Genomic DNA, 21,846 nt, shown 5'->3' with positions numbered 1-21,846 from the left:
GAAGCCCGTAGGCGCATACAGCATTAAGCTACCGCGACGTGCTGCAATAACTGTCTTGCTAATTTGTCCATGCTGATGCCACTATGCATCGATTTTTTCCGAAGCAGCTGAAAGGCTTCATCTTCGTTGTGACACCCTTGCTTGACCAACATACGACATAACGTGCTAATCGCATGATTCGCTTGTAATTTACTGTTATTTGCGCGCGTTAACGCTGCAGCAACACTGTTGTCCTGTTGCAGCAATCGCAGCATCACCGCCAGCGTGGCATTGACTGTTGCGGCTTGCAGACTGCTATCTGCTGCCCCAGGACGCGCCACATTAGCAAAACGCGCCAATACGTCTTCATCGGTTCCTAGTTGTTGCAATTGCGCTTGTGTACCTTCAGGTGCGCACACAGGTAATACTTCGCTGGTCACTACCCCATCACGCCAAAACAACAGTTGATTCTCTATCCGCGGATTGATTTCGGCTTCACCTTGGTGCCCACGAAAAATCACCAGGTCTTGCTTATGGCAACTCGTCGCCATCGCATTGAGCACCGCCAGATAATGTTGATCTAAGCCATGATGAAAATAGCTTCTGACCCCATATTGGCAGTTGGCTGGATTAAAAAAGCGGACGGCTTGTGTCAGCAGACTGCGCAGTCCCAGTGTGCGATGCAGTTCCCTTACCCGAGGCCAGAGCGGCAGCATGCTATCAAGCGCCATATACACCACGCCTTTGCTGTCGAGCGCTTTGGCTGCGCCGTTAGCATCAATGGCCGTAGGAATGCCCACTTGCTTGACGAATGCCGCGACATGATTACGCTTTGGCGACGCTAACTCATCGCCATGCAATAGAATGCGTTGTTGTTTTTTACCCAACCGCAGCGCGGCAAACAGTAACCAAGGAAATTGTTCACGTTTACCGGCATAACACGGCCAATCCAGCGTGGCGGCGAGTTCAGGCACGTTGGCAAACACACTAAGATCCCGGAGTCCCATCGCTGCACCGGCAACTTCTGCTGCAGTTTCACCACGATGACGCATGATCATCAGCACTGCACCCAATTGCAGATCATCCATTTCGCCCTGGGCCCACAAGTGGATCATCGAACGAGCCTCATCGACCGTCAGCGTACGCGCTTTTTTCGGCCCCGATGCCACCGCATGCACCAGCTCGCGCGCAGTCATCGCAACTTCAAAGTCAACCGGCGATAGCATGACGCACACCTCCGTTATCAAACTCACTATCGATCGTATTCAATAGTTGCTGTAGCTCGCTGCCCACGGATACCACCTCACCCAAAATCATCAAGGTTGGGCCCGCACTGGTGATGGTTTTGGCAACGGATGCCATGGTGCTGATAGTGGCGTAATGCAGCTGTTGTTCATTACGGCAACCAGCACTGATAAACACCATTGGTAAGTCAGCGGCAGCCCCAGACAGCAACAAAGAAGCCGCAATTTTTTGTGCCTGATCTTTGCCCATGTAGAAGACTAAGGTGCTGCCTAAATCCAGCAATGAACGCCAATGGTGAGTAGTATCACCGGTTGCCTGATGACCTGTGACTAAGGTGACAGAACGCGAAACACCACGATGAGTCAATGGGATCGCCGCTGCGGCAGCACAACCTAATGCAGCGGTCACGCCGGCCACAAATTGCGTTTTCACCCCATGACGCGCCAGAAATAATGCTTCTTCACCACCTCGGCCAAACACGCCAGGATCGCCGCCTTTAAGACGTAGCACTTTTAATCCTCGCAGCGCTAATGACAACAATTTGTGATTGATGGCATCCTGGCTCGCAGAAACATCACCGCCGCGCTTACCCATGTCGTAACGCTCACACTCTTCTGGTAACAGTGCCAAAATCTCGCTATCAACTAATGCGTCAAACACCACCGCTTCTGCACTACAGATCAGCTTAAATGCTGCCAGCGTCAGATTGCCCAAGCTGCCACACCCCGCGCCCACCAGCGCGACGTTTCCAGCAGACAATTGTGGTAATGAACTCCCGGCTAATAGCGCCTGCATTTCAGTTGCCATGACTCGCCTCCCCCGTACTTACGGCCTGTGTTTCTGACGTTTTTGGAAATTCGGCTTCCAGAATAGACAACAGCTCGCCACGACAACTGCCGCAACCAGTACCACACCCCGTCAGTTGTTGAATACCCTCCAAACGACTTGCTGGCGCAAAGCTGTGCCCGACAGTAATCACCTGTTCGCGGGTAACGCCTTTACAAACACACACCAACGGGCTGTCACCAGCTTTCACCAGTTGTTCCAATTGGGTAATGGTGTTGGCGTTGATAGAGAGACCGATCAGACGAGATACTGCTTCTTTATCGATGGCAATGCGTAACGACGATACCAAATGAATCGAGACGATTTTTCCCGCCTTGAGCTGACAATGCACATCCACTTGCTGCACTTGCCAACTGAGGCCATTGGCAAGGCCAGTGAGCTGTGTTTTGGCCACCGCGAAATGGTAACAACTGGCTTGCGGTAAGCGCTGTTCAAAACGATAGTCATATGGCAGATTATCGATGCTTTCGCCCCAGGCAATACCTTGCATCAGGTCATTTATGGGGCTCAATTTGACGCATTGCCCCTTGAATGCAGGCTGTTTGGAACAGAGATCTCGACGACTATCCAACAGCAGATTGACGCTGGCATTGGCTGTTTCGCGGCCAGTCCAGTGAATCGACATAAACAGCTGATCGGGCTGGAGATCATCATCAGCAAGCGCTTGCACAATCAACTGTTGACCATTGCTGTTGCTAATTCTGACTAATTGCCCCGCAACGATTTGCCTATCGGTTAATGTCTGCGAATGTGCGAGCACACAAGGTTGTGGTTCATGGGATGTTAGCGCTGCCACATGGCCAGTACGACTGCGGGTGTGCCACTGGTCGCGACTGCGGCCAGACAACAAGATCAGGTCGTCCGAGCTGACCGCCTGAACAACCACTTTCGGCACGACAAAACTGGCACGACCATCCTCAGTAGAAAACACGCCATCGGCATAAAGGCGACGGTTATCGGTGTAGCCGTTTACCGGCCATTGTTGGGGCTGCATGGAGGCATATTCAGCCTCAGTGATGTCTGCGAAGCCACTGAGATCCAACTGCTTACCAGGAAATTCACTGACCACCTTAGCTGACAGGGCAGCAAATTCCCGAAAGATCTCAGCTTCATTGCGATAATGAAATCCTGGATACCCCATCGCAGTTGCTACGTCGCATACCATCTGCCAGTCGGCTCGTGCTTCACCGGCGGCGTTCAAAAATGGCCGCTGCCGCGTGATGGTGCGTTCACTATTGGTTGTGGTGCCAGATTTCTCCGACCAACCCTGTGCGGGTAGTAATAAATCAGCAAGCTTGGCGGTATCGGTATCCTGGCTGATGTCTGACACCACCACAAATGGGCATGTTTGTAATGCCTTACGTACCAGCGCGACATCCGGCATGGACGCTGCCGGATTGGTCGCCAAAATCCACACGGCTTTGATCTTGCCATCAGCCATTGCCTGAAATAGATCCACCGCGCTCAGGCCAGGTCGGGTCGCCACATTACTGGCGGGCCAGAATTCAGAAAGTAACCGATGTTCTTTTTCCGAAAAGCCCATGTGGTTTGCCAATTGCGTTGCCAATCCACCAACTTCCCGACCGCCCATTGCATTTGGTTGCCCGGTCAGCGAAAAGAAACCACAACCCGGTTTGCCAATATGCCCTTTTAGCAGATGGCAATTAATGATTGCGTTGGTGGTATCGGTACCATTCAGTGATTGATTCACGCCCATACAGCTGGCGGTGACCACTTCTTCGTTATCCCGATAAAGCGCTAACAACTGGGCAAATACTGGTTCAGAAACACCACACTGTTTCAGTACCGAACCGTCATCTTTAAGCCAGCCCGCAAGCTTTGTAAGTGCGTTATCAAGACCAGAGGTATGAGCGTTAACGTATTCCTGTTTTACCGCATCGCTAACAGCAAGATGGCGGAATAACAGAGAGAATAACTGCAAATCTTTACCGGGTTTGATGGCGATGTGCAGATCTGCCTGACGCGCTGTAGCGGTACGACGCGGATCGATAACCACCAATTTGCTACCACGGCTTTCGCGCGCCCGCAGGATCCGCTGGAACAGTACTGGATGAGTCCACGCAGTATTTGCACCTACCAGTACAATCACCTTGGCAACATCAAAATCCTGATAACAACCCGGCACCACATCCTCGCCAAAAGCGCGCAGATGCGCGCTCACCGCAGAAGACATACAAAGCCTGGAATTGGTATCGACGTTAGCCGTTCCCCAGTAACCCTTCGCCAGTTTATTTGCGACATAATAATCTTCAGTCAGCAACTGTCCGGAAAGATAAAAAGCAACTGAATCGGAACCATATTGCTGAATGGCTTCAGCGAAGGTATCCGCAATCAATTGCGTGGCGTGAAGCCAACTGATGGTCTCATCAGTGGCGGTAAGGCGTGGGTAACGTAAGGCGTGCGGCAACGGCAACGTTTCCAACAAACGCTCGCCTTTCTGGCATAAGCGACCAAAGTTGGCAGTATGGTCAGCATCGCCTTTTAGCGAGTGACCGTTTGCCCCTATTTGAACCTGGATGCCGCAACCAACACCACAGTATGCACAGTTTGTCTGGATCTGTTTCACCGTTAGCCTCCCATTCAACTCACGAAAGACTAGTGCAACAGATAGGCCAAAATTTAGACAACCATGATTTATAATGAGTTTTTGAAATATAGGTTAAATTTTATCTTTAACCTTTGCGCAACAACAGGGCAAAAAAGTATTCCTCTGAACAAGAATGGTGCAATTTTTCCTTATAAATCATATACCTATAAAGAGGTATATATGGGTTTTCATACCTCTATATAGGTATATTTTATCGATGTAAAATTGAATTTCTATGGTGAAAATAGCGGGTTCACTCACCCAAACGCTCTAGACAACACCGACTCGCTCATCGGGCGTTTACATTGGAGCATTTAAACCCTGAGTGAAATTAATCATTGTGGCTGTCGAATTCACAAAAAAAATGCCGACGTTATGTCGGCATTTTTAAGTAATGGGAAGTAACTGTTATAGAGTTACTTATTTACCCAGAATTTTTTCAGCAGTACGACCATCATCGTGGCAGCCTTCACAAGTTGGGCGCTGACCTACGACTTCATCATGTACTTTGTGGCAATCGTTACACTGCAGTTTGCCATCGTGTGGCTTGTGCACAGCGTCCATATCAGCCAGCGGACCGTGACAGCTCTGGCACTGCTGGAACTCGTATACACCATCAGAAGATGGCGCACCATCTTTATGGCAAGTCTCACAACCACCGCCCATATCGGCGTGGAACTCATTGATCTTCTGATCTGCGGCAAATGCAGCAGGAGACATTGCCAGAGCAGCCAGACTTGCACCAAACAATGCACTTAACAGTTTCTTGCTCATAATCATATCCTCGAGTTTTGACAGCTACTGGGAATTCTTATGTCAGGGTTGACCCCCATCCAGCCGCCAGTAAATAGCACGACTTCAAATTAACTTAGCCAAGCTTTAGGTACTAAGCAAACTAAATTTAAGTCGGCGTTACTTTAACAACAACGGATTAAACAAAATGTGCGCTAAATCAAGTTAACTGCGAACTTGGATGGACTTTTACAAAAATTTTACTTGATAAAACAGTCAGTAATACATTTGACAGCAAACGCTTAATTAAAACTGAAGAAGGCCTAAAAAGACCTTCTTCATGCATGATTTTGTTTCAATTACGCAGCGCTACGTAATGCTTCGATACGCTTCTCTAATGGTGGATGGCTCATAAACAGTTCAGCCATTGAACGCTTACCATTGATGCCAAAGGCGGAGATGGTAGCAGGCATATCACCTACAGCCGGCCCCTGACGCAACCGTTCCAGCGCCGCAATCATCTTGTTACCACCGACCAATTTTGCAGAGCCTGCATCAGCACGAAATTCTCTTACACGAGAGAAGTATGCAACGATAAGCGATGCCAAGATACCAAACAGCATTTCCATCACAAATACCACGCCCATGTACGCAAAGGTGCCAAGACCTTCACCCTCTTCGTCATTATTAGCCACGACATTGCTGACGATACCTGCCACCACCCGCGCGGCAAAGATCACGAAGGTGTTCACCACACCTTGGATGAGGGTTAACGTTACCATGTCACCATTAGCAACGTGACTCATTTCGTGCGCCAGCACCGCCTCAACTTCATCAGCATTCATGCCGTACAATAAACCGGTACTCACCGCGACCAATGAGTTGTCTTTACTCGGTCCGGTAGCAAATGCATTCATCTCTGGTGACTGATAAATTGCCACCTCTGGCATTTTCAGTCCGAGTTGCTGAGCCTGACGCGCAACAGTTTCCACTAACCATCTTTCAGTATTATCACGAGGATTAGTGATAACCTCACACCCCATAGCTTGTTTAGCCATCCATTTAGAAATAGCCAAACTGATAAAGGCACCGCCAAAACCAAATATTGCGGCAAATACCAAAAGCCCTTCCATCGAACGGCTGTTAACACCTAACAACGACATCACAATGGAAGCTACCGCTAAAATAGCTAAGTTTGTCGCTATCAACAGAATCACACGCTTCATATCAGCTCCTGTGCATGAAATCCGCTACATTATCATTTGATACAGACATAATATGTCCAAAATACTGCTTTTCAAGAGAACGTCAGATTAATTTATGTTTATTTAAGCGTAAGTCCGCGGCCTCATTGCAGAATGGCTGCAGTCTAGAAACCACTGATTAAACCAAACTTAATAGAACATGAGCATTCACTGAAGTGATAGCGGCAAGCCGTTGTTGCTGTGTAATGCTTTTTGCTAAGATGGACAGACCAATTGACCAGTCAGGACGACTGTATGGCATTTAATGCATTATTACTGAGTAGTTCCAGAGTTGGCAACACTCCCTACCTAGCACACGCCCTAAGTTATATTGAGCCGCTTACTGTATCTGCACGCAAGTGGATCTTTATCCCCTATGCGGGTGTCAGCATGACTTATGACACCTATCTGGAAGCCGTAGTCAATGGGCTGGCTCCACTAAAATTAGATATATCGTCAATTCACCAATATGGCGATCCTAAGCAGGCAATACGTGATGCTGACGGTATTCTGGTGGGCGGTGGTAACACCTTCCATTTACTGCATGAGTTATATCGTTACGATTTGCTGCATCTTATCCGAGAACAAACTGCAGCGGGTAAACCGTACATTGGCTGGAGTGCCGGCTCAAATATCGCGGGGCTGAGCATTCGAACCACCAATGACATGCCGATTATTGAACCGCCGTCATTTACTGCGCTTGGATTGCTACCATTCCAAATCAACCCACATTACAGCAATGTGACCTTACCTGGTCATAATGGCGAATCTAGAGCGCAACGGATCCTGGAATTTACTTGTGTTGATCCACAAACACCGGTACTGGGAATTCAGGAAGGTTCCGCATTAAGGCTACAAGACGATAAGCTATCGCTGCTAGGCGATAAAGACGCGTATTTATTCAGTGGTGTGGAGCAGGAAATACCGGTACCAATCGGCAGCGATCTGTCACATATGCTACTTTCTGCTATTTGATGAGTCTGCGTTTAAAGAGCCATCTGATACGATGGCTCTTTAAACGCGATCAATTAACGCTGCTGCATTAATGGCGTTAAATCTAAATAACTCGCCATGTCCTCAACCGATGGCTCTGTCAGATGCGGTATAACGCCGAGACACGGTGACTGCATCATTTGTTTGAGGCTTGCCAAATTTTCTTCAAATCTTGCCATATCAGCCTGAGCCCGATTTGCCACCCAACCGGCGACTTGTAGGCCATCAGCGCGCACCAATTCCTCCGTCATCACAGCGTGATTCAAGCAGCCGAGTTTCATTCCCACGACGATGATCACCGGCATCGCCAACGCTACCACGGTTTCAGACAGGTAACGGTTATCACCAAGGGGCAGTCGCCAACCACCGGCACCTTCCACCAAACAAAAATCCGCCATGGCATACTGGGTCAGATCTAGCTGCGCAAATACTTCCTCCGGGCTTAAATCTACCCCGATATCGGCAGCAGCAATATGCGGTGCGATGGCTGGTTCGAAAGTGAAGGGATTAATTTTGTTGTAGTCCAGCTTCAGCGTCGACTCGGCAATGAGCATCCGCGCATCAGCATTACGCAAACCGTCGGCGGTGCGCTCGCACCCGGAAGCGATAGGTTTTACACCCACGGTTTTCATGCGGTATGAAGTGCGTGCTTTATGCAGCATTGCCGCAGCTACGTGAGTCTTGCCACTGTCGGTATCAGTACCTGTGACAAAAAAAATCATGATGTTTTCCCTAAAAATACCGCCCTTATTCAGTTGCAAGCGGTGATCAATACAATGTTATACGTTAGCGGTATTCCCCTCGCCGTTCTCAGTGATTCAGCCGTTTGTTGTAATTGTTGCCAGCGTTGACGACCACGCAATCCGCGATGTGTCGCTATCATCGACGCGCCAACGCCTTTTAAGGAATACAGTAAGCTTCTGAGATCATCGAAGTAGCAAGTTAATTCCTGTTGTTCAACGTGCAGAGTCTGCCAATCCACCGAACTAAACTGATGTGATATTTCACCAACGCCAGCAAATTTTTTGCGCGACAGGCCTAACATAGACAGTTGCGGCAAACTGTTGCCTGCGACCAGAGACAATCGCGCTTTAGCGCCGGTACGCAAAACCCGCTTAAGTTCACGCGCGACAGCCCCAAGATCCTCGCACCATTGTAAAGCCAGATTAGAATAAACTGCATCAAACATTCTGTTTTTAAATGGTAAATTCTGAGCGTCAGCACATATTGGCGAATAGGTTGGGAAATCAATCCTTAGCTTTTTTAGCATCGCGGGTGCGATATCTAAGGCTGTAACACGCTCGGGTTGAAATGAAGAAAATGCAGTGCCGGGTCCGCAGCCAAGATCTAACCAATGCCCCCCCTGACAAGCCATACCATCCAACAACATACGAGCAGTCATGCGCTGCACGGTATCGTGTTCACCGTAGATAGAGGCCGCGCGGGAAAACCTTGCCGCCACTTGCATTATTTCAGCATTCATCACAACATTCCGCGATTGCCTTGGCCAGATCGATGAGTTGCTGTGGCTGATGGGCAGCGCTTAGCGTCAGCCGCAAACGCCCCTGGCCATGCGGCACGGTTGGAGGCCGAATAGCACCGACCAGAAAACCACGTTGCTGTAATTTGTTGGCCACCAGCATAACTCTGGCACTATCGCCCAGTACTAACGGCTGAATGGCACTGCGCGATGCCATCAGCGTAATATTCCTGCGTTGACATTCGTCATGAAATAACTGGATATTTTCGTTGAGCCGCTGCTGCAAGTGACCATCTAACGCCAATGCCAATGCTTGAGAAACTCCGGCACAGGCGGCCGGAGCCAGCGCAGTCGAATAGATATACTCGCGTGCATTAGCCACCAAATAGTCAATGAGGGTCTGCGAGCCGAGAATGGCGGCGCCCTGTCCCCCCAAAGCTTTTCCAAAGGTCACTAATCGAGCAAATGGTTTAACCGATAAAGAGTCACTTAATAAGAAGCCATGAGCATCGTCTATGATGAGCGGACTTTGATAACGTTGGCATAATTCAGCTAACGCTCCCATCGGAGCTTCATCACCGTCCATGCTGAAAATTGATTCAGTGACTAACGCGCTGCCTGGCGCTTTAGCCAGTTGTCGCTCTGCTGCGTCGATATCATTGTGAGGGAAGCGCTTAAGGGTGACTTGATGATCCCGTAACGCATCGATCATGGATGCATGGATCAATTTGTCGGCAACAACAGTATCTTCTGCGGCAAACAGCGTTTTCAGCAACGCAGCATTACCCGCAAAACCACTTGAGAGCAGTAACGCTGCCTCAGCACCAGATGCCGCACAGAGTTGCTGCTCCAGCATCGCATGAGCCTCGCTATAGCCACTGACTAACGGTGAGGCAGTACTGCCTGCACCATATGTTGCTAATGCGGCGGTTTGCGCTGCAATCACCTGTGGGTGCGAGGCCAAACCAAGATAGTCATTCCCAGCAAAATCGACCAGCGGCTTACCATTGCGCACTAATAACCGTGGAGACCCCGCGATGGGCGTGGTCATTTGACGGTCACGCCATAAACCAGCGTCTTGCAATTGTTGCTTACGAGTTTCAATACGTTGTAACAGCGTCATAGCAGTACCCAGAATTACAGCGCTCCGGCATCATAGAACTGGCCACTGACTTTATCTGCAACCGCTTTGGCATGATTTACCGCATGTTTCAGTTCTGTGCCTTCATCTTCCACCATCGCGGCTTGTCCCTGCTCGGGTTTTACCCCAAGACGACGAAAGAGGTTCATATCATCGTTTTCCTCGGGATTAGTAGTTGTTAACAATTTACAGCCGTAAAAAATGGAATTAGCGCCAGCGAAGAAACACATTGCCTGCAGTTCGTCGGTCATTTTTTCCCGTCCAGCCGATAACCGAACTCGTGACAATGGCATCATGATGCGTGCGACGGCAATGGTTCTGACGAACTCAAGTGGGTCCAGATCCTGTTGTTGTGCCAACGGCGTACCAGTAACTTTCACCAGCATGTTAATCGGTACAGAATCTGGATGTTTTGGCATATTGGCCAACTGCTGCAGCAAGCCGGCGCGATCGGTGACCGTTTCACCCATGCCGACAATGCCGCCTGAACACACTTTCATGCCAGCAGCGCGAACACGTTCCAGCGTGTCTAATCGATCCTGGTAGGTGCGAGTGGTGATGATATCGCCATAAAATTCCGGCGATGTATCGAGATTGTGATTGTAATAATCCAATCCGGCGTCAGCCAGTTCTTGCGCCTGCTGAGCATCTAGCATTCCCAGTGTCATGCAGGTCTCCAATCCCAGCGCTTTTACTTCTTTCACGATTTGTGTCAGATATGGCATGTCACGCTGTTTAGGATTGCGCCATGCGGCGCCCATACAGAAACGTGTAGCTCCCGCGGCTTTGGCACTGCGAGCTTCAGTGACAACCTTTTCCAGTTCTAGCAGACGTTCCTGCTCCAGCCCGGTGTCATAACGCGCACTTTGTGGACAATATTTACAGTCCTCAGGACACGCGCCGGTTTTGATAGACAACAGCCGACTTACCTGGATCTCATTTGGATTAAAATGTTGCCGATGCAGTGTATGTGCCTGAAACAATAAATCATTCATTGGCAAAGCAAAAAGTGCTTCGATTTCTTCACGCTGCCAATCATGGCGTAATTGCATCTGCGACATAAACACGGGTTCCTATTGAATACTCATACCAATAGCCAAGGCGACTTGAAGGCCTTACTAAATTTGGCTAGCATACCCGTGCGCCGACGTTAGTCAACGCCATTTATTTTAACAGGTTTACATCTGGTTATAATATGAACAATATTGATTATGCATTTGATCGGCAACATCTGTGGCACCCATACAGTTCCATGTCTCACCCAGCACCGGTGTTTGGTATTGCTTCGGCATCAGGCGCAACGTTGGTTCAGGAAAACGGCAAGCAGTTGATTGATGGCACCAGCTCCTGGTGGGCTTGCATCCATGGTTATCAGCATCCCGTTATCGTCGATGCCATGCAACAGCAGTTACAACGACTGAGTCACGTGATGTTTGGCGGTATCACTCATGAGAGTGCCATTGAACTTAGTCGGCAATTATTAGCATTATTGCCCCGGTCATTGACGAAAGTGTTCCTGGCCGATTCCGGCTCGATCGCGGTGGAAGTCGCGCTGAAAATGGCATTGCAATATTGGCAAGGTCGTAACGTTCCGCAAAAGCAAAAAATTCTCACCATTCGTCATGGTTATCATGGTGATACGTTTGCAGCAATGAGTGTATGTGACCCCGAGGAAGGCATGCACACCATGTTTGGTGACAATGTCACACCGCAATTATTTGCCCCGGCCCCTAAAAGCCGCTTTGGTGAACCGTTATGCCAGTCTGATATTGATGGTTTACAACAAGTACTGGAACAACATCATCAGCAAATTGCCGCGCTTATCCTGGAACCGGTAATGCAGGGCGCTGGCGCGATGTGGTTTTACAGTGCTGACTATCTTAAACTGGCACGACAACTGTGTAATAAGTACCAGGTATTATTAATTGCGGATGAGATTGCCACCGGATTTGGTCGTACCGGAGCGCTATTTGCCTGTGATCATGCGGGCATTTCCCCTGACATTATGTGTGTTGGCAAAGCCCTCACCGGCGGTTACATCAGCTTGGCTGCTACAGTGTGCAATGATGAAGTCGCTGCGGGTATTAACCAATCGCCCGCAGGCGTCTTTATGCATGGTCCAACATTTATGGCCAACCCACTCGCCTGTAGTGCGGCGCGCGCCAGTCTGTCACTGATGGCGTCTGGGAAATGGCACCAGCAAGTCAGGACGATTGAGGCCCAGATGCGCCAGGAATTAGCTGCGGCGCATTCATTACCCGCCGTGAAAGATGTTCGCGTTTTAGGTGCGGTGGGCGTACTTGAGCTGCATGAGCCCGTGAATACTGGCGTGCTGCAAGCAGAGTTTGTTAAACGTGGGGTGTGGGTGCGTCCATTTAGTCGGTTTATCTACATTATGCCACCATACATCATTGCAGCTGAGCAACTTAGTCAACTGACTCAGGCAATGATTGAAGTTGCAACATTACTTCCGCAAATACAGCAACATTCCCACCAGCAAACACTCAGCCATGGGTGACTACTCACCGCCCTTAATCGGGTGATGCTTCTTATTTCGTTAGCCGTTGCTCGATAGTATCGAGACTTACGCAGCTTCCATAAGCAAAAACGACCGTCCAGCCGCTTTTAATTCCAGAATCCCTTTATCACGGATATTAAGAGCGGCATTTAAGTCCCGATCTATATCCGGTGTTCCGCAGTTAGGGCAATCCCACTGACGAACTGATAATGGCATTTCTTCCATTTTATGACCGCAGCAATGGCAAGTTTTAGAGCTGGCATACCACTGATCTATTTTTATCAGGTGCTTGCCTTGCTCCTTTGCCTTATATTCCAGCTTATTAATAAAACTGTTCCAGCTTGCATCAGCAATATGCTTTGCCAATTTGCGTTTTTTCATCATATTGGCTGATTTCAGAGTCTCTACGATTATTGCTTGGTTTTCGTCAACAAGGGTTCGACTGAGTTTATGTTGAAAATCAGCGCGAGCGTTCGCTACTTTTTCATGGCACTTGGCAACCAGCAAACGGGCTTTAGCCCTGTTTGCACTGCCTTTTTTCTTTCTTGATAACTTGCGTTGTTTGCGTCTGAGATTCTGTTCAGCAAGTTTTACAAATCGAGGGTTCGCAGTCTTTCTGCCATTGGATTGAATTGCAAAATGAGATAAGCCTAGATCGATACCTGTAACCTTACTCACCGAATGTATAAGGCTAGGCATTTCTATTCCATCATCAACAAGAATAGAGGCGTAGAACTTGCCTACTTTGCTTAGACTGACAGTAATGCTCTTTACTTGCCCGATAATCTCTCGGTGGATATTTGCCTTTACTGGCTGCATCTTTGGCAGCTTAATCGCGGTATCCAACACTTTAACACCGACACAGTGATAACTTGATTGCTTGCCGTGTCTGCGTTTGAACTGCGGATATTTTGCTTTTAGCTTCGGGTTAAAGAAATTGTCGAAAGCGGTATGCAGATTAATGACCGATTGCTGCAACGCAATGGAATCGAACTGCTTGAGCCATTGATATTTTCGTGATTTTTTCGCCGCAGCAAGCAATGGCTTTAAGTCCTTTTTAGGGCTTAAAGATACACCATGCTTGCGGTACATGTGAGACTTAATATGCAGGGCTTTGTTATACGCAAAACGCACAGCACCAAACTGAGCGATTAAAAACTCAGCTTGCTCTGATGTTGGGTAAATGCGTACTTTCGTTGCTCTTAACATAAACTCAACACTGGATAGATATACAGATATCATACCGAAGAAAGGATTTTTCTCAAGCCGTTCTCACTGCTTGAGAAGCGCCTTATATCCCCGCCCGCATTGGCCGAGGGTTTACGGCGCAATTGCTAACATCCGTGACGGAATAAACTGGCGACAGAGGTCACCAGTTTATTTTTCTAACCACTAGGTCTTAGAAAACAAACTTCCTTTCAAGATCTTATCTACAACTCCCGGCACTATTTCGCTGGCTTTTCCTTGATAATGCAGGTGAAACAAACTGTGAGGTTCTTTAGCGGTAATATTCACTTCTGCCGTTAAGGCACCATGGTGATTAGCAATATCGACAAAGCCTGCAGCAGGATAAACCGTGCCCGATGTTCCAATAGCAATGAACAAATCGCAAAGCTCTAACTCGTCATGAATGCGATCCATACTGATAGGGATTTCACCGAACCAGACAATGTGAGGTCTTAGACGTTGCGCAGGAATACAGCATGTACAACAATTCTCTGGGCCAAACGGTTCATCCAAGGTAAAAATCTGTCCCGAACGGGGACAACGGCCTTTTCCCAGCTCGCCATGCATATGCAACAATTTACGGTTACCGGCACGTTCATGTAAGTTATCCACGTTCTGCGTCACCAGCAACAACTTACCAGGAAACTCCTGCTCAAGTCTGGCTAACGCTTCATGTGCGGCATTTGGCTTTACCGCGGCGTCATTCAATTGTTCCCAACGATGATTGTAAAACTGCTCAACTAATTCAGGATCTCGCTGGTAACCTTCTGGTGTTGCCACATCCTCTATGCGATGTTCCTCCCATAAGCCATCCTGATCGCGAAAAGTCTTCAGGCCGGACTCTGCAGAAATGCCGGCACCAGTAAGTACAACAATGTGATGGTACATCCCCTACCCCTGTTGTTTTTTTGTCATCTTGCATGTTGCCCCATACAGGAACAATTGTGCCTTGGTATAACCACACCAGAATTAATGGTAAAAACCAGCTTTTACCACAAGGAACGATAAATGGGTAACAGATGCTCGCAAAAACGCCAACAAAGGTTTAAGTTTTTGAATAAGCCCCATATAATGAAATCTACTATCCAATTCCGAACCGCTAGTTCAACAAAGGGTTCCGCAAGAAGAGATAAACCATGACAGATGGAAATCAGGCACTAAAAAAAGCTGGATTGAAAGTCACCCTGCCTCGGGTCAAGATCCTCGAACTGATGCAGGGTCCAGAAAATCAGCACATCAGTGCTGAAGATCTGTATAAAAAATTGCTGGACATGGGTGAAGAGATAGGACTGGCGACGGTTTATCGAGTGCTAAACCAGTTTGATGATGCTGGTATTGTGACACGCCACCATTTTGAAAGCGGTAAAGCAGTCTTCGAACTGGCAACCCAAGAGCATCATGATCATCTGGTATGTCTGACATGCGGTAAAGTGATGGAATTTACTGACGAAGTGATAGAACGCCGTCAAAAAGAGATTGCCAGCAAACATAATATTAAACTGACCAACCACAGCTTGTATCTTTACGGTGTCAGTACCGATGGTAAATGCGATCACGGCGAAGAGTAATCATCTCAGCAGATGAATGCTGTAAAGTGGGTCAGAGCCTGATTCGCTTAACTTACAAAAAAGGCACCTTTCGGTGCCTTTTTTAATGCCGATTGGATATTACCAACCAGTCTTTTCACGCAGCGCTTTACCAATGTCAGCCAGAGAGCGAACAGTCGTCACGCCAGCGGCTTCCAATGCAGCAAACTTATCAGCTGCAGTACCTTTACCACCGGCAATAATGGCACCAGCATGTCCCATGCGCTTACCCGCAGGAGCAGTCACCCCAGCAATGTATGACACAACGGGCTTAGTCACATTGGCTTTAATGTATGCTGCAGCTTCTTCTTCTGCAGTACCACCGATTTCACCGATCATGACAATGGCTTCAGTCTGAGGATCGTTCTGGAACATTTCCAGCACGTCGATGAAGTTAGTGCCAGGAATTGGGTCACCACCGATACCTACACAGGTAGATTGACCAAAGCCTTCATCGGTAGTTTGTTTTACTGCTTCATAAGTCAGAGTACCGGAACGAGATACAATACCTACTTTACCAGGCTTGTGGATATGACCAGGCATGATGCCGATTTTGCATTCGCCGGGGGTGATAACACCAGGGCAGTTAGGACCGATCATGCGTACACCAGTCTGTTCCAACTTCACTTTAACCTGCAGCATATCCAGTGTAGGAATACCTTCGGTGATACAAACAATCAGCTGAATACCGCTATCGATGGCTTCAAGGATGGCATCTTTACAGAAAGGGGCGGGAACATAAATCACCGACGCAGTTGCACCAGTGCCAGCAACAGCATCTTTTACGGTATTAAATACTGGCAGGCCCAGATGAGTAGAACCACCTTTACCAGGTGACACACCGCCAACCAGTTGAGTACCGTAGGCCAATGCCTGTTCAGAGTGGAAAGTGCCTTGACCGCCAGTGAAACCCTGACAGATAACCTTGGTATCTTTATTGACTAAAACTGACATTATTTGCCCTCCACAGCTTTAACTACTTGCTGAGCAGCGTCGGTCAGACTCTTGGCAGCAATAATGTCCAGACCGGATTCAGCGAGCACCTTGGCACCCAATTCGGCGTTGGTACCTTCAAGACGCACGACAACGGGTACGTTAACACCAACGTCTTTCACGGCACCGATAATACCTTCCGCGATCATGTCACAACGCACGATACCGCCGAAGATATTAACCAGTACGGCTTTCACATTGCTGTCTGACAGAATGATCTTGAATGCTTCTGATACACGTTCCTTAGTTGCACCGCCACCAACATCGAGGAAGTTAGCTGGTTTACCGCCGTGCAGATTGACAATGTCCATAGTCCCCATTGCCAGACCAGCACCATTCACCATACAGCCGACGTTACCGTCGAGTGCCACGTAGTTCAGTTCGAATTTAGCCGCATGAGCTTCGCGTGGGTCATCCTGTGAAGGATCGTGCATATCTTTGATTTTTGGCTGGCGGAACAGCGCGTTGCTATCAACACCGATCTTACCGTCCAGGCAATGCAGGTTGCCTTCGGTAGTGATAACCAGTGGGTTGATTTCCAGCAATGCAAAATCATAATCCAGGAACATGGTCGCCAGACCCATAAAGATCTTGGTGAACTGTTTTACCTGATTAGCATTCAGCCCCAGTTTGAACGCCAGATCACGACCTTGAAAAGGCTGAGGGCCAGTAATTGGATCAATTACCGCTTTATGGATCAGCTCTGGCGTTTCTTCAGCAACTTTCTCAATTTCCACGCCACCTTCGGTAGATGCCATAAACACTACACGACGGGAAGCACGGTCAACCACAGCACCCAGATACAGTTCATTAGCGATGTCAGTACAGCTTTCTACCAAAATTTTAGCAACTGGCTGTCCTTTTTCATCGGTTTGATAAGTAACCAGATTCTTGCCTAGCCATTTTTCAGCAAAGGCGCGGATCTCTTCTTTATCTCCGGTTACCTTTACACCGCCAGCCTTACCGCGGCCACCGGCATGCACCTGACATTTTACGACCCATTTGTCGCCACCAATGTGTCCAGCTGCTTCCACAGCTTCCTGAGGGGTATCGCAAGCGAAGCCCTCAGACACTGGTAAACCATATTCAGCAAATAAGGCTTTTGCCTGATACTCATGCAAATTCATGATGATTTATCCGTTTACAACGTTTCAGTCCAACTGGCCCGCGAACGGGCCAGCTACGAGATCACTGCCTGTAGTCCCCCTTACAGGTCAAGCAGCAGACGGGTTGGGTCTTCCAGTAAATCCTTGACGGTCACTAGGAAACCAACTGACTCACGACCATCAACGATACGGTGGTCATAGGAAAGAGCCAGGTACATCATGGGCAGGATTTCCACCTGACCATTTACAGCCATCGGACGATCTTTAATCGCGTGCATACCCAGAATTGCGCTCTGTGGCAAATTCAGGATTGGTGTAGACATCAGGGAGCCGAATACACCGCCGTTAGTGATGGTAAAGTTACCGCCCATCATATCGTCAACGGTCAACTTACCGTCGCGGCCTTTGATAGCGAGATCGCGGATGGCTTTTTCCATATCAGCCAGAGTCAAGGTATCGGTATCACGCAGTACTGGCGTTACCAGACCACGTGGGGTAGATACCGCAATGCTGACATCGAAATAGTTGTGATACACCAAATCGTCACCATCAATGGACGCATTCACTTCTGGATAACGTTTCAGTGCTTCAGTTACCGCTTTTACATAGAACGACATAAAGCCAAGACGGATACCGTGCTTTTTCTCAAATACGTCTTGATATTTCTTACGAATATCCATGATTGGCTTCATGTTGACTTCGTTAAATGTGGTCAACATCGCGGTAGAGTTTTTTGCTTCCAGCAGACGAGTAGCAATGGTCTTGCGCAGACGAGTCATGGGCACACGTTTCTCACTACGATCGCCAGCCAGCTCTACTGGTGCGGGGGCCGCTGCAGGGGCAGCCTTTCCAGCAGATTTCACATAGGCTTCTACGTCTTCTTTAGTGATACGGCCGCCGACACCGGTACCTTTAACTTTGCTAGGGTCTACGTTATGTTCAGCAACCAAACGGCGTACAGAGGGACTCAGCGCATCGTTGCTTTCTTCAGCAGCAACCGCTTCAGCTTTTGGTGCGCTGGCTTCGGCCTGGGCTTTAGTCACTTCTTGACCAACAACGGCACCGGGTTCAAATTTGGCGATCACTTGTTCAGCCAGTACGGTTTCACCTTCCTGAGCCAAAAATTCACTGATGCAACCGTCTTCCGGCGCAACCACTTCCAGTACAACTTTGTCGGTTTCGATGTCCACCAGATTCTGATCACGGGTCACCGCCTCACCGGGCTTCACATGCCAGGTGGCAATAGTCGCATCGGCTACGGATTCTGGCAGAACTGGTACCTTGATTTCGATACTCATGGAACGCTTTCCTTTTTAAAAAATTTATTACTTCAGATTTAATGCGCTGATAATCAAAGATTCTTGCTGGTGCGTATGCAACTCAGGATAACCACAAGCTGGCGCTGCCGAAGCTTCACGGCCAGCATAACTCAGCTGTGCACCTTTAGGGATTGCGGTCCAGAAATGATGCTGGCTGCAATACCAAGCGCCTTGGTTCTGAGGTTCTTCCTGACACCAAACAAAATCTTTCACATGCTGGTAATCGGCCAGCACTTTTGCCAGTTCTTCATGCGGGAACGGATACAGCTGTTCAATACGAATAATGGCAACGTTATCAATATTCTCTTTACGGCGGCGTTCCAGCAGTTCGTAGTAGACTTTACCGCTACAGAAAACTACACGGTCAACCTTAGTTGGGTCCAAACTGTCAACTTCAGCAATGACGTTCTGGAAAGTCCCTTCGGCCAGTTCCTCTAATGAGGAAACTGCCAGCGGATGACGTAACAACGATTTAGGTGACATCACCACTAACGGACGACGCATAGGACGTACAACCTGACGCCGTAGCATGTGGTAGACCTGCGCTGGCGTTGAAGGTACACACACTTGCATGTTGTGGTTAGCGCATAACTGCAGGAAACGCTCCAGACGCGCACTGGAATGTTCAGGCCCCTGACCTTCATAACCGTGAGGCAACAACATGGTGAGACCACACAAACGGCCCCACTTCTGTTCACCAGAAGACAGGAACTGGTCAATCACGACCTGCGCACAGTTAGCAAAGTCACCAAACTGTGCTTCCCAAATACCCAAACCTTCCGGCTCAGCAGTGGCGTAACCGTATTCAAATGCCAGCACGGACGCTTCTGATAATACGGAGTCATTGATATCAAATGGGCCCTGCTTGTCAGCAACATTACGCAACGGCAGATAGGTAGTGCCGTCATTCTGATTATGCAGTACGGAATGGCGATGGAAGAAAGTACCACGGCCGGAGTCTTGACCACTGATCCTTACCCGTTTACGCAATTCAAGAATTGTTGCATAAGCCAGAGTCTCAGCAGCCCCCCAGTCCAGTAATTTCTCACCGGCAGCCATGGACTTACGATCAGAATAGATTTTCTCGACCCGCGACTGCAGTTTAAAGCCTTCTGGCACATCACTGATTTTACTTGCCAGCTCTTTTAAATGTTCCAGAGGTACGGTGGCATCGTAGACTTCATCCCACTCACGATTCAAGTAAGGAGTCCAGTCCACAGTGTGCAGCGTCATTGGCCGCCACTCTTTAACTACACAGTCGCCTTTATCCAAGGCATCGCGATAATCGTTGACCATCGCAGTGACTTCTTCAGCTGAAATACTTTGCTGGTTGATCAGATTATCGGCATAGATCTTACGTGTGGTGGGATGCTTTTTAATCTTGCTATACATCAGCGGCTGAGTGGCACTTGGTTCATCCGCTTCGTTGTGACCATGACGACGGTAACAAACCAGATCGATTAAAATGTCACGTTTAAAGGTATTACGGAAATCGACTGCCAACTGTGCAATGAAGGCAACCGCTTCTGGATCATCTGCATTGACGTGGAAAATTGGTGCCTGCACCATCTTGGCGATATCAGTAGAATATTCGGTAGAACGCACGTCCTGGTGATTAGAGGTAGTAAAGCCCACCTGGTTATTCACCACAATCCGGATGGAACCACCAACTTTATATGCCCGAGTTTGGGACATGTTGAAAGTTTCCTGGACGATGCCCTGACCGGTAATAGCTGAATCACCATGAATAGTGATTGGCATCACCTGCAAACCATCGGTACAACCACGGCGATCCTGACGCGCCCGGACAGAACCCATGACGACCGGATTAACAATTTCCAGATGTGAAGGGTTAAACGCCAACGCCAGATGGACATTGCCACCGGGAGTTTCGAAATCAGATGAGAAGCCCTGATGGTATTTCACGTCACCAGAACCTAAATTGTCATGGTGTTTTCCGGCAAATTCGTCAAACAATTCTGCAGGACGTTTACCGAGAATGTTGACCAGCACGTTCAGTCGGCCACGGTGAGCCATACCGATAACAATCTCTTTCGTACCTGCATCACCGGAGCGATAAATAATCTCACGCAGCATAGGTACCAGCGTGTCACCACCTTCCAGTGAGAAACGCTTAGCTCCGGGGAATTTTGCCCCGAGATATTTTTCCATACCCTCGGCAGCATTCAGCCCTTCAAGAATACGGTGTTTTACTTTTTGGTCGTAACTGGCCTTACCAAGTGTTGGTTCAAGACGATGCTGGATCCAACGTTTCTCTTCGGTATCGGTGATATGCATGTATTCTGCGCCGATGGAACCACAGTAGGTTGCCTTCAACGAATTCAGCAAATCTGCCAGTTTCATGGTTTCGCCACCATGGTCAAATGACCCGGTGTTGAATTCACGCTGCATATCCTCGGCGGTTAAACCGTGGAAGGCCGGATCCAATTCCGCAACCTTATCACGCTTCCACAACTCCAATGGGTCGAGGTTAGCATTTTGGTGACCACGGAAACGATAGGCGTTAATGAGCTGCAGAACCTTAACCTGCTTAGCATCCACTTCGGGATCGGACACTCTAGCGGCACCTTTATGGCGCCCTTCCGTAGCGAGAGAACGGAAATAGTCACGGATCTTGGAGTGGGCTGCTTCCGGTACATCGGATGACGCACCATTGACGGGAGGGAGGTTATCAAAAACCGCACGCCAGTCTGCGGAGACTGACTCTGGGTCTTCTTGATAGGCTTCATACATCTCTTCTACATAGGTCGAGTTCGCCCCATTCAAGTGGGAGGATTCGAGCCAAGCTTTCATGATGCCTTGGTGCAT

At 48.6% G+C, this 21,846-nt stretch carries 18 protein-coding genes; 3 read left to right on the top strand and 15 right to left on the bottom strand.

What is annotated here, in order from left to right:
* Window positions 1-23: 23 nt before the first annotated feature.
* The 5 genes from PY479_RS08505 to htpX form a co-directional block, all read right to left on the bottom strand.
* Window positions 24-1,205, bottom strand: coding sequence for an ANTAR domain-containing protein (locus PY479_RS08505; RefSeq protein ID WP_275483485.1), 1,182 nt, complete (start codon window positions 1,203-1,205; stop codon window positions 24-26).
* Window positions 1,189-2,031, bottom strand: coding sequence for a uroporphyrinogen-III C-methyltransferase (gene cobA, locus PY479_RS08500; RefSeq protein ID WP_275483484.1), 843 nt, complete (start codon window positions 2,029-2,031; stop codon window positions 1,189-1,191). Before cobA ends, PY479_RS08505 begins: the two co-directional genes overlap by 17 nt.
* Complete coding sequence (locus PY479_RS08495; RefSeq protein ID WP_275483483.1) at window positions 2,021-4,657, bottom strand: molybdopterin-dependent oxidoreductase; 2,637 nt, start codon at window positions 4,655-4,657, stop codon at window positions 2,021-2,023. The genes cobA and PY479_RS08495 overlap by 11 nt, the downstream gene beginning before the upstream one ends.
* A 441-nt stretch (window positions 4,658-5,098) precedes the next feature.
* Window positions 5,099-5,452 (bottom strand): cytochrome c3 family protein, encoded by a 354-nt coding sequence (locus PY479_RS08490; protein WP_212596087.1) that lies wholly within the window; start codon window positions 5,450-5,452, stop codon window positions 5,099-5,101.
* 317 nt (window positions 5,453-5,769) lie between these two features.
* Window positions 5,770-6,636 (bottom strand): protease HtpX, encoded by an 867-nt coding sequence (gene htpX, locus PY479_RS08485; protein WP_212596086.1) that lies wholly within the window; start codon window positions 6,634-6,636, stop codon window positions 5,770-5,772.
* 273 nt (window positions 6,637-6,909) lie between these two features.
* On the opposite strand from htpX, the gene pepE reads away from it, so the two are divergent.
* Window positions 6,910-7,629 carry a dipeptidase PepE gene (gene pepE, locus PY479_RS08480; protein WP_275483482.1) on the top strand — a complete coding sequence of 240 codons (720 nt, stop codon included), beginning with the start codon at window positions 6,910-6,912 and terminating at the stop codon, window positions 7,627-7,629.
* A gap of 53 nt (window positions 7,630-7,682) precedes the next feature.
* Here pepE and bioD read toward each other — a convergent pair whose 3' ends face one another.
* Genes bioD through bioB form a run of 4 tightly spaced genes read right to left on the bottom strand, consistent with a single transcriptional unit; the run spans window position 7,683 to window position 11,329 of the window.
* Complete coding sequence (bioD, locus tag PY479_RS08475; RefSeq protein ID WP_212596550.1) at window positions 7,683-8,366, bottom strand: dethiobiotin synthase; 684 nt, start codon at window positions 8,364-8,366, stop codon at window positions 7,683-7,685.
* A gap of 32 nt (window positions 8,367-8,398) precedes the next feature.
* On the bottom strand, window positions 8,399-9,130 hold the full coding sequence (locus PY479_RS08470; RefSeq protein ID WP_275483481.1) for a methyltransferase domain-containing protein: 732 nt from the start codon (window positions 9,128-9,130) through the stop codon (window positions 8,399-8,401).
* Entirely contained in the window at window positions 9,120-10,250 is a 1,131-nt protein-coding gene (locus PY479_RS08465; protein ID WP_212596083.1) for an 8-amino-7-oxononanoate synthase, read from the bottom strand. The genes PY479_RS08470 and PY479_RS08465 overlap by 11 nt, the downstream gene beginning before the upstream one ends.
* A gap of 14 nt (window positions 10,251-10,264) precedes the next feature.
* Window positions 10,265-11,329: a biotin synthase BioB gene (bioB, locus tag PY479_RS08460; protein ID WP_212596082.1), complete on the bottom strand. Its 1,065-nt coding sequence runs from the start codon at window positions 11,327-11,329 to the stop codon at window positions 10,265-10,267.
* Between the two features lie 134 nt (window positions 11,330-11,463).
* Here bioB and bioA point away from each other — a divergent pair, with 134 nt between their 5' ends.
* Window positions 11,464-12,786 (top strand): adenosylmethionine--8-amino-7-oxononanoate transaminase, encoded by a 1,323-nt coding sequence (gene bioA, locus PY479_RS08455; protein WP_275483480.1) that lies wholly within the window; start codon window positions 11,464-11,466, stop codon window positions 12,784-12,786.
* Window positions 12,787-12,852: 66 nt separating this feature from the next.
* On the opposite strand, the gene PY479_RS08450 is transcribed toward bioA, so the two are convergent.
* Both PY479_RS08450 and cobB read right to left on the bottom strand, forming a co-directional pair.
* Window positions 12,853-13,995 carry an RNA-guided endonuclease TnpB family protein gene (locus PY479_RS08450; protein WP_275483479.1) on the bottom strand — a complete coding sequence of 381 codons (1,143 nt, stop codon included), beginning with the start codon at window positions 13,993-13,995 and terminating at the stop codon, window positions 12,853-12,855.
* A gap of 183 nt (window positions 13,996-14,178) precedes the next feature.
* Window positions 14,179-14,901, bottom strand: a complete 723-nt coding sequence (cobB, locus tag PY479_RS08445; protein WP_212596079.1) for a Sir2 family NAD+-dependent deacetylase — start codon at window positions 14,899-14,901, stop codon at window positions 14,179-14,181.
* A 248-nt stretch (window positions 14,902-15,149) separates the two neighbouring features.
* Here cobB and fur point away from each other — a divergent pair, with 248 nt between their 5' ends.
* Complete coding sequence (fur, locus tag PY479_RS08440; RefSeq protein ID WP_212596078.1) at window positions 15,150-15,581, top strand: ferric iron uptake transcriptional regulator; 432 nt, start codon at window positions 15,150-15,152, stop codon at window positions 15,579-15,581.
* Window positions 15,582-15,680: 99 nt separating this feature from the next.
* Here the strand turns inward: fur and sucD are convergent, their stop codons facing one another.
* From sucD to sucA, 4 genes are all read right to left on the bottom strand, one after another.
* Complete coding sequence (gene sucD / locus PY479_RS08435; RefSeq protein ID WP_212596077.1) at window positions 15,681-16,553, bottom strand: succinate--CoA ligase subunit alpha; 873 nt, start codon at window positions 16,551-16,553, stop codon at window positions 15,681-15,683.
* Window positions 16,553-17,719 (bottom strand): ADP-forming succinate--CoA ligase subunit beta, encoded by a 1,167-nt coding sequence (sucC, locus tag PY479_RS08430; protein WP_212596076.1) that lies wholly within the window; start codon window positions 17,717-17,719, stop codon window positions 16,553-16,555. Before sucC ends, sucD begins: the two co-directional genes overlap by 1 nt.
* Before the next feature lie 80 nt (window positions 17,720-17,799).
* On the bottom strand, window positions 17,800-18,996 hold the full coding sequence (gene odhB / locus PY479_RS08425) for a 2-oxoglutarate dehydrogenase complex dihydrolipoyllysine-residue succinyltransferase (protein WP_212596075.1): 1,197 nt from the start codon (window positions 18,994-18,996) through the stop codon (window positions 17,800-17,802).
* Window positions 18,997-19,023: 27 nt separating this feature from the next.
* Window positions 19,024-21,846 carry a 2-oxoglutarate dehydrogenase E1 component gene (gene sucA / locus PY479_RS08420; protein WP_275483478.1) on the bottom strand — a complete coding sequence of 941 codons (2,823 nt, stop codon included), beginning with the start codon at window positions 21,844-21,846 and terminating at the stop codon, window positions 19,024-19,026.

It is taken from the genome of Shewanella sp. A32 (genome assembly GCF_029167175.1).
In the GTDB taxonomy this organism is placed as follows: Bacteria; Pseudomonadota; Gammaproteobacteria; order Enterobacterales; family Shewanellaceae; genus Shewanella; species Shewanella yunxiaonensis.
Note: the sequence above shows the minus strand (reverse complement) of the source record. Positions and strands in the feature narration are given on the sequence as shown.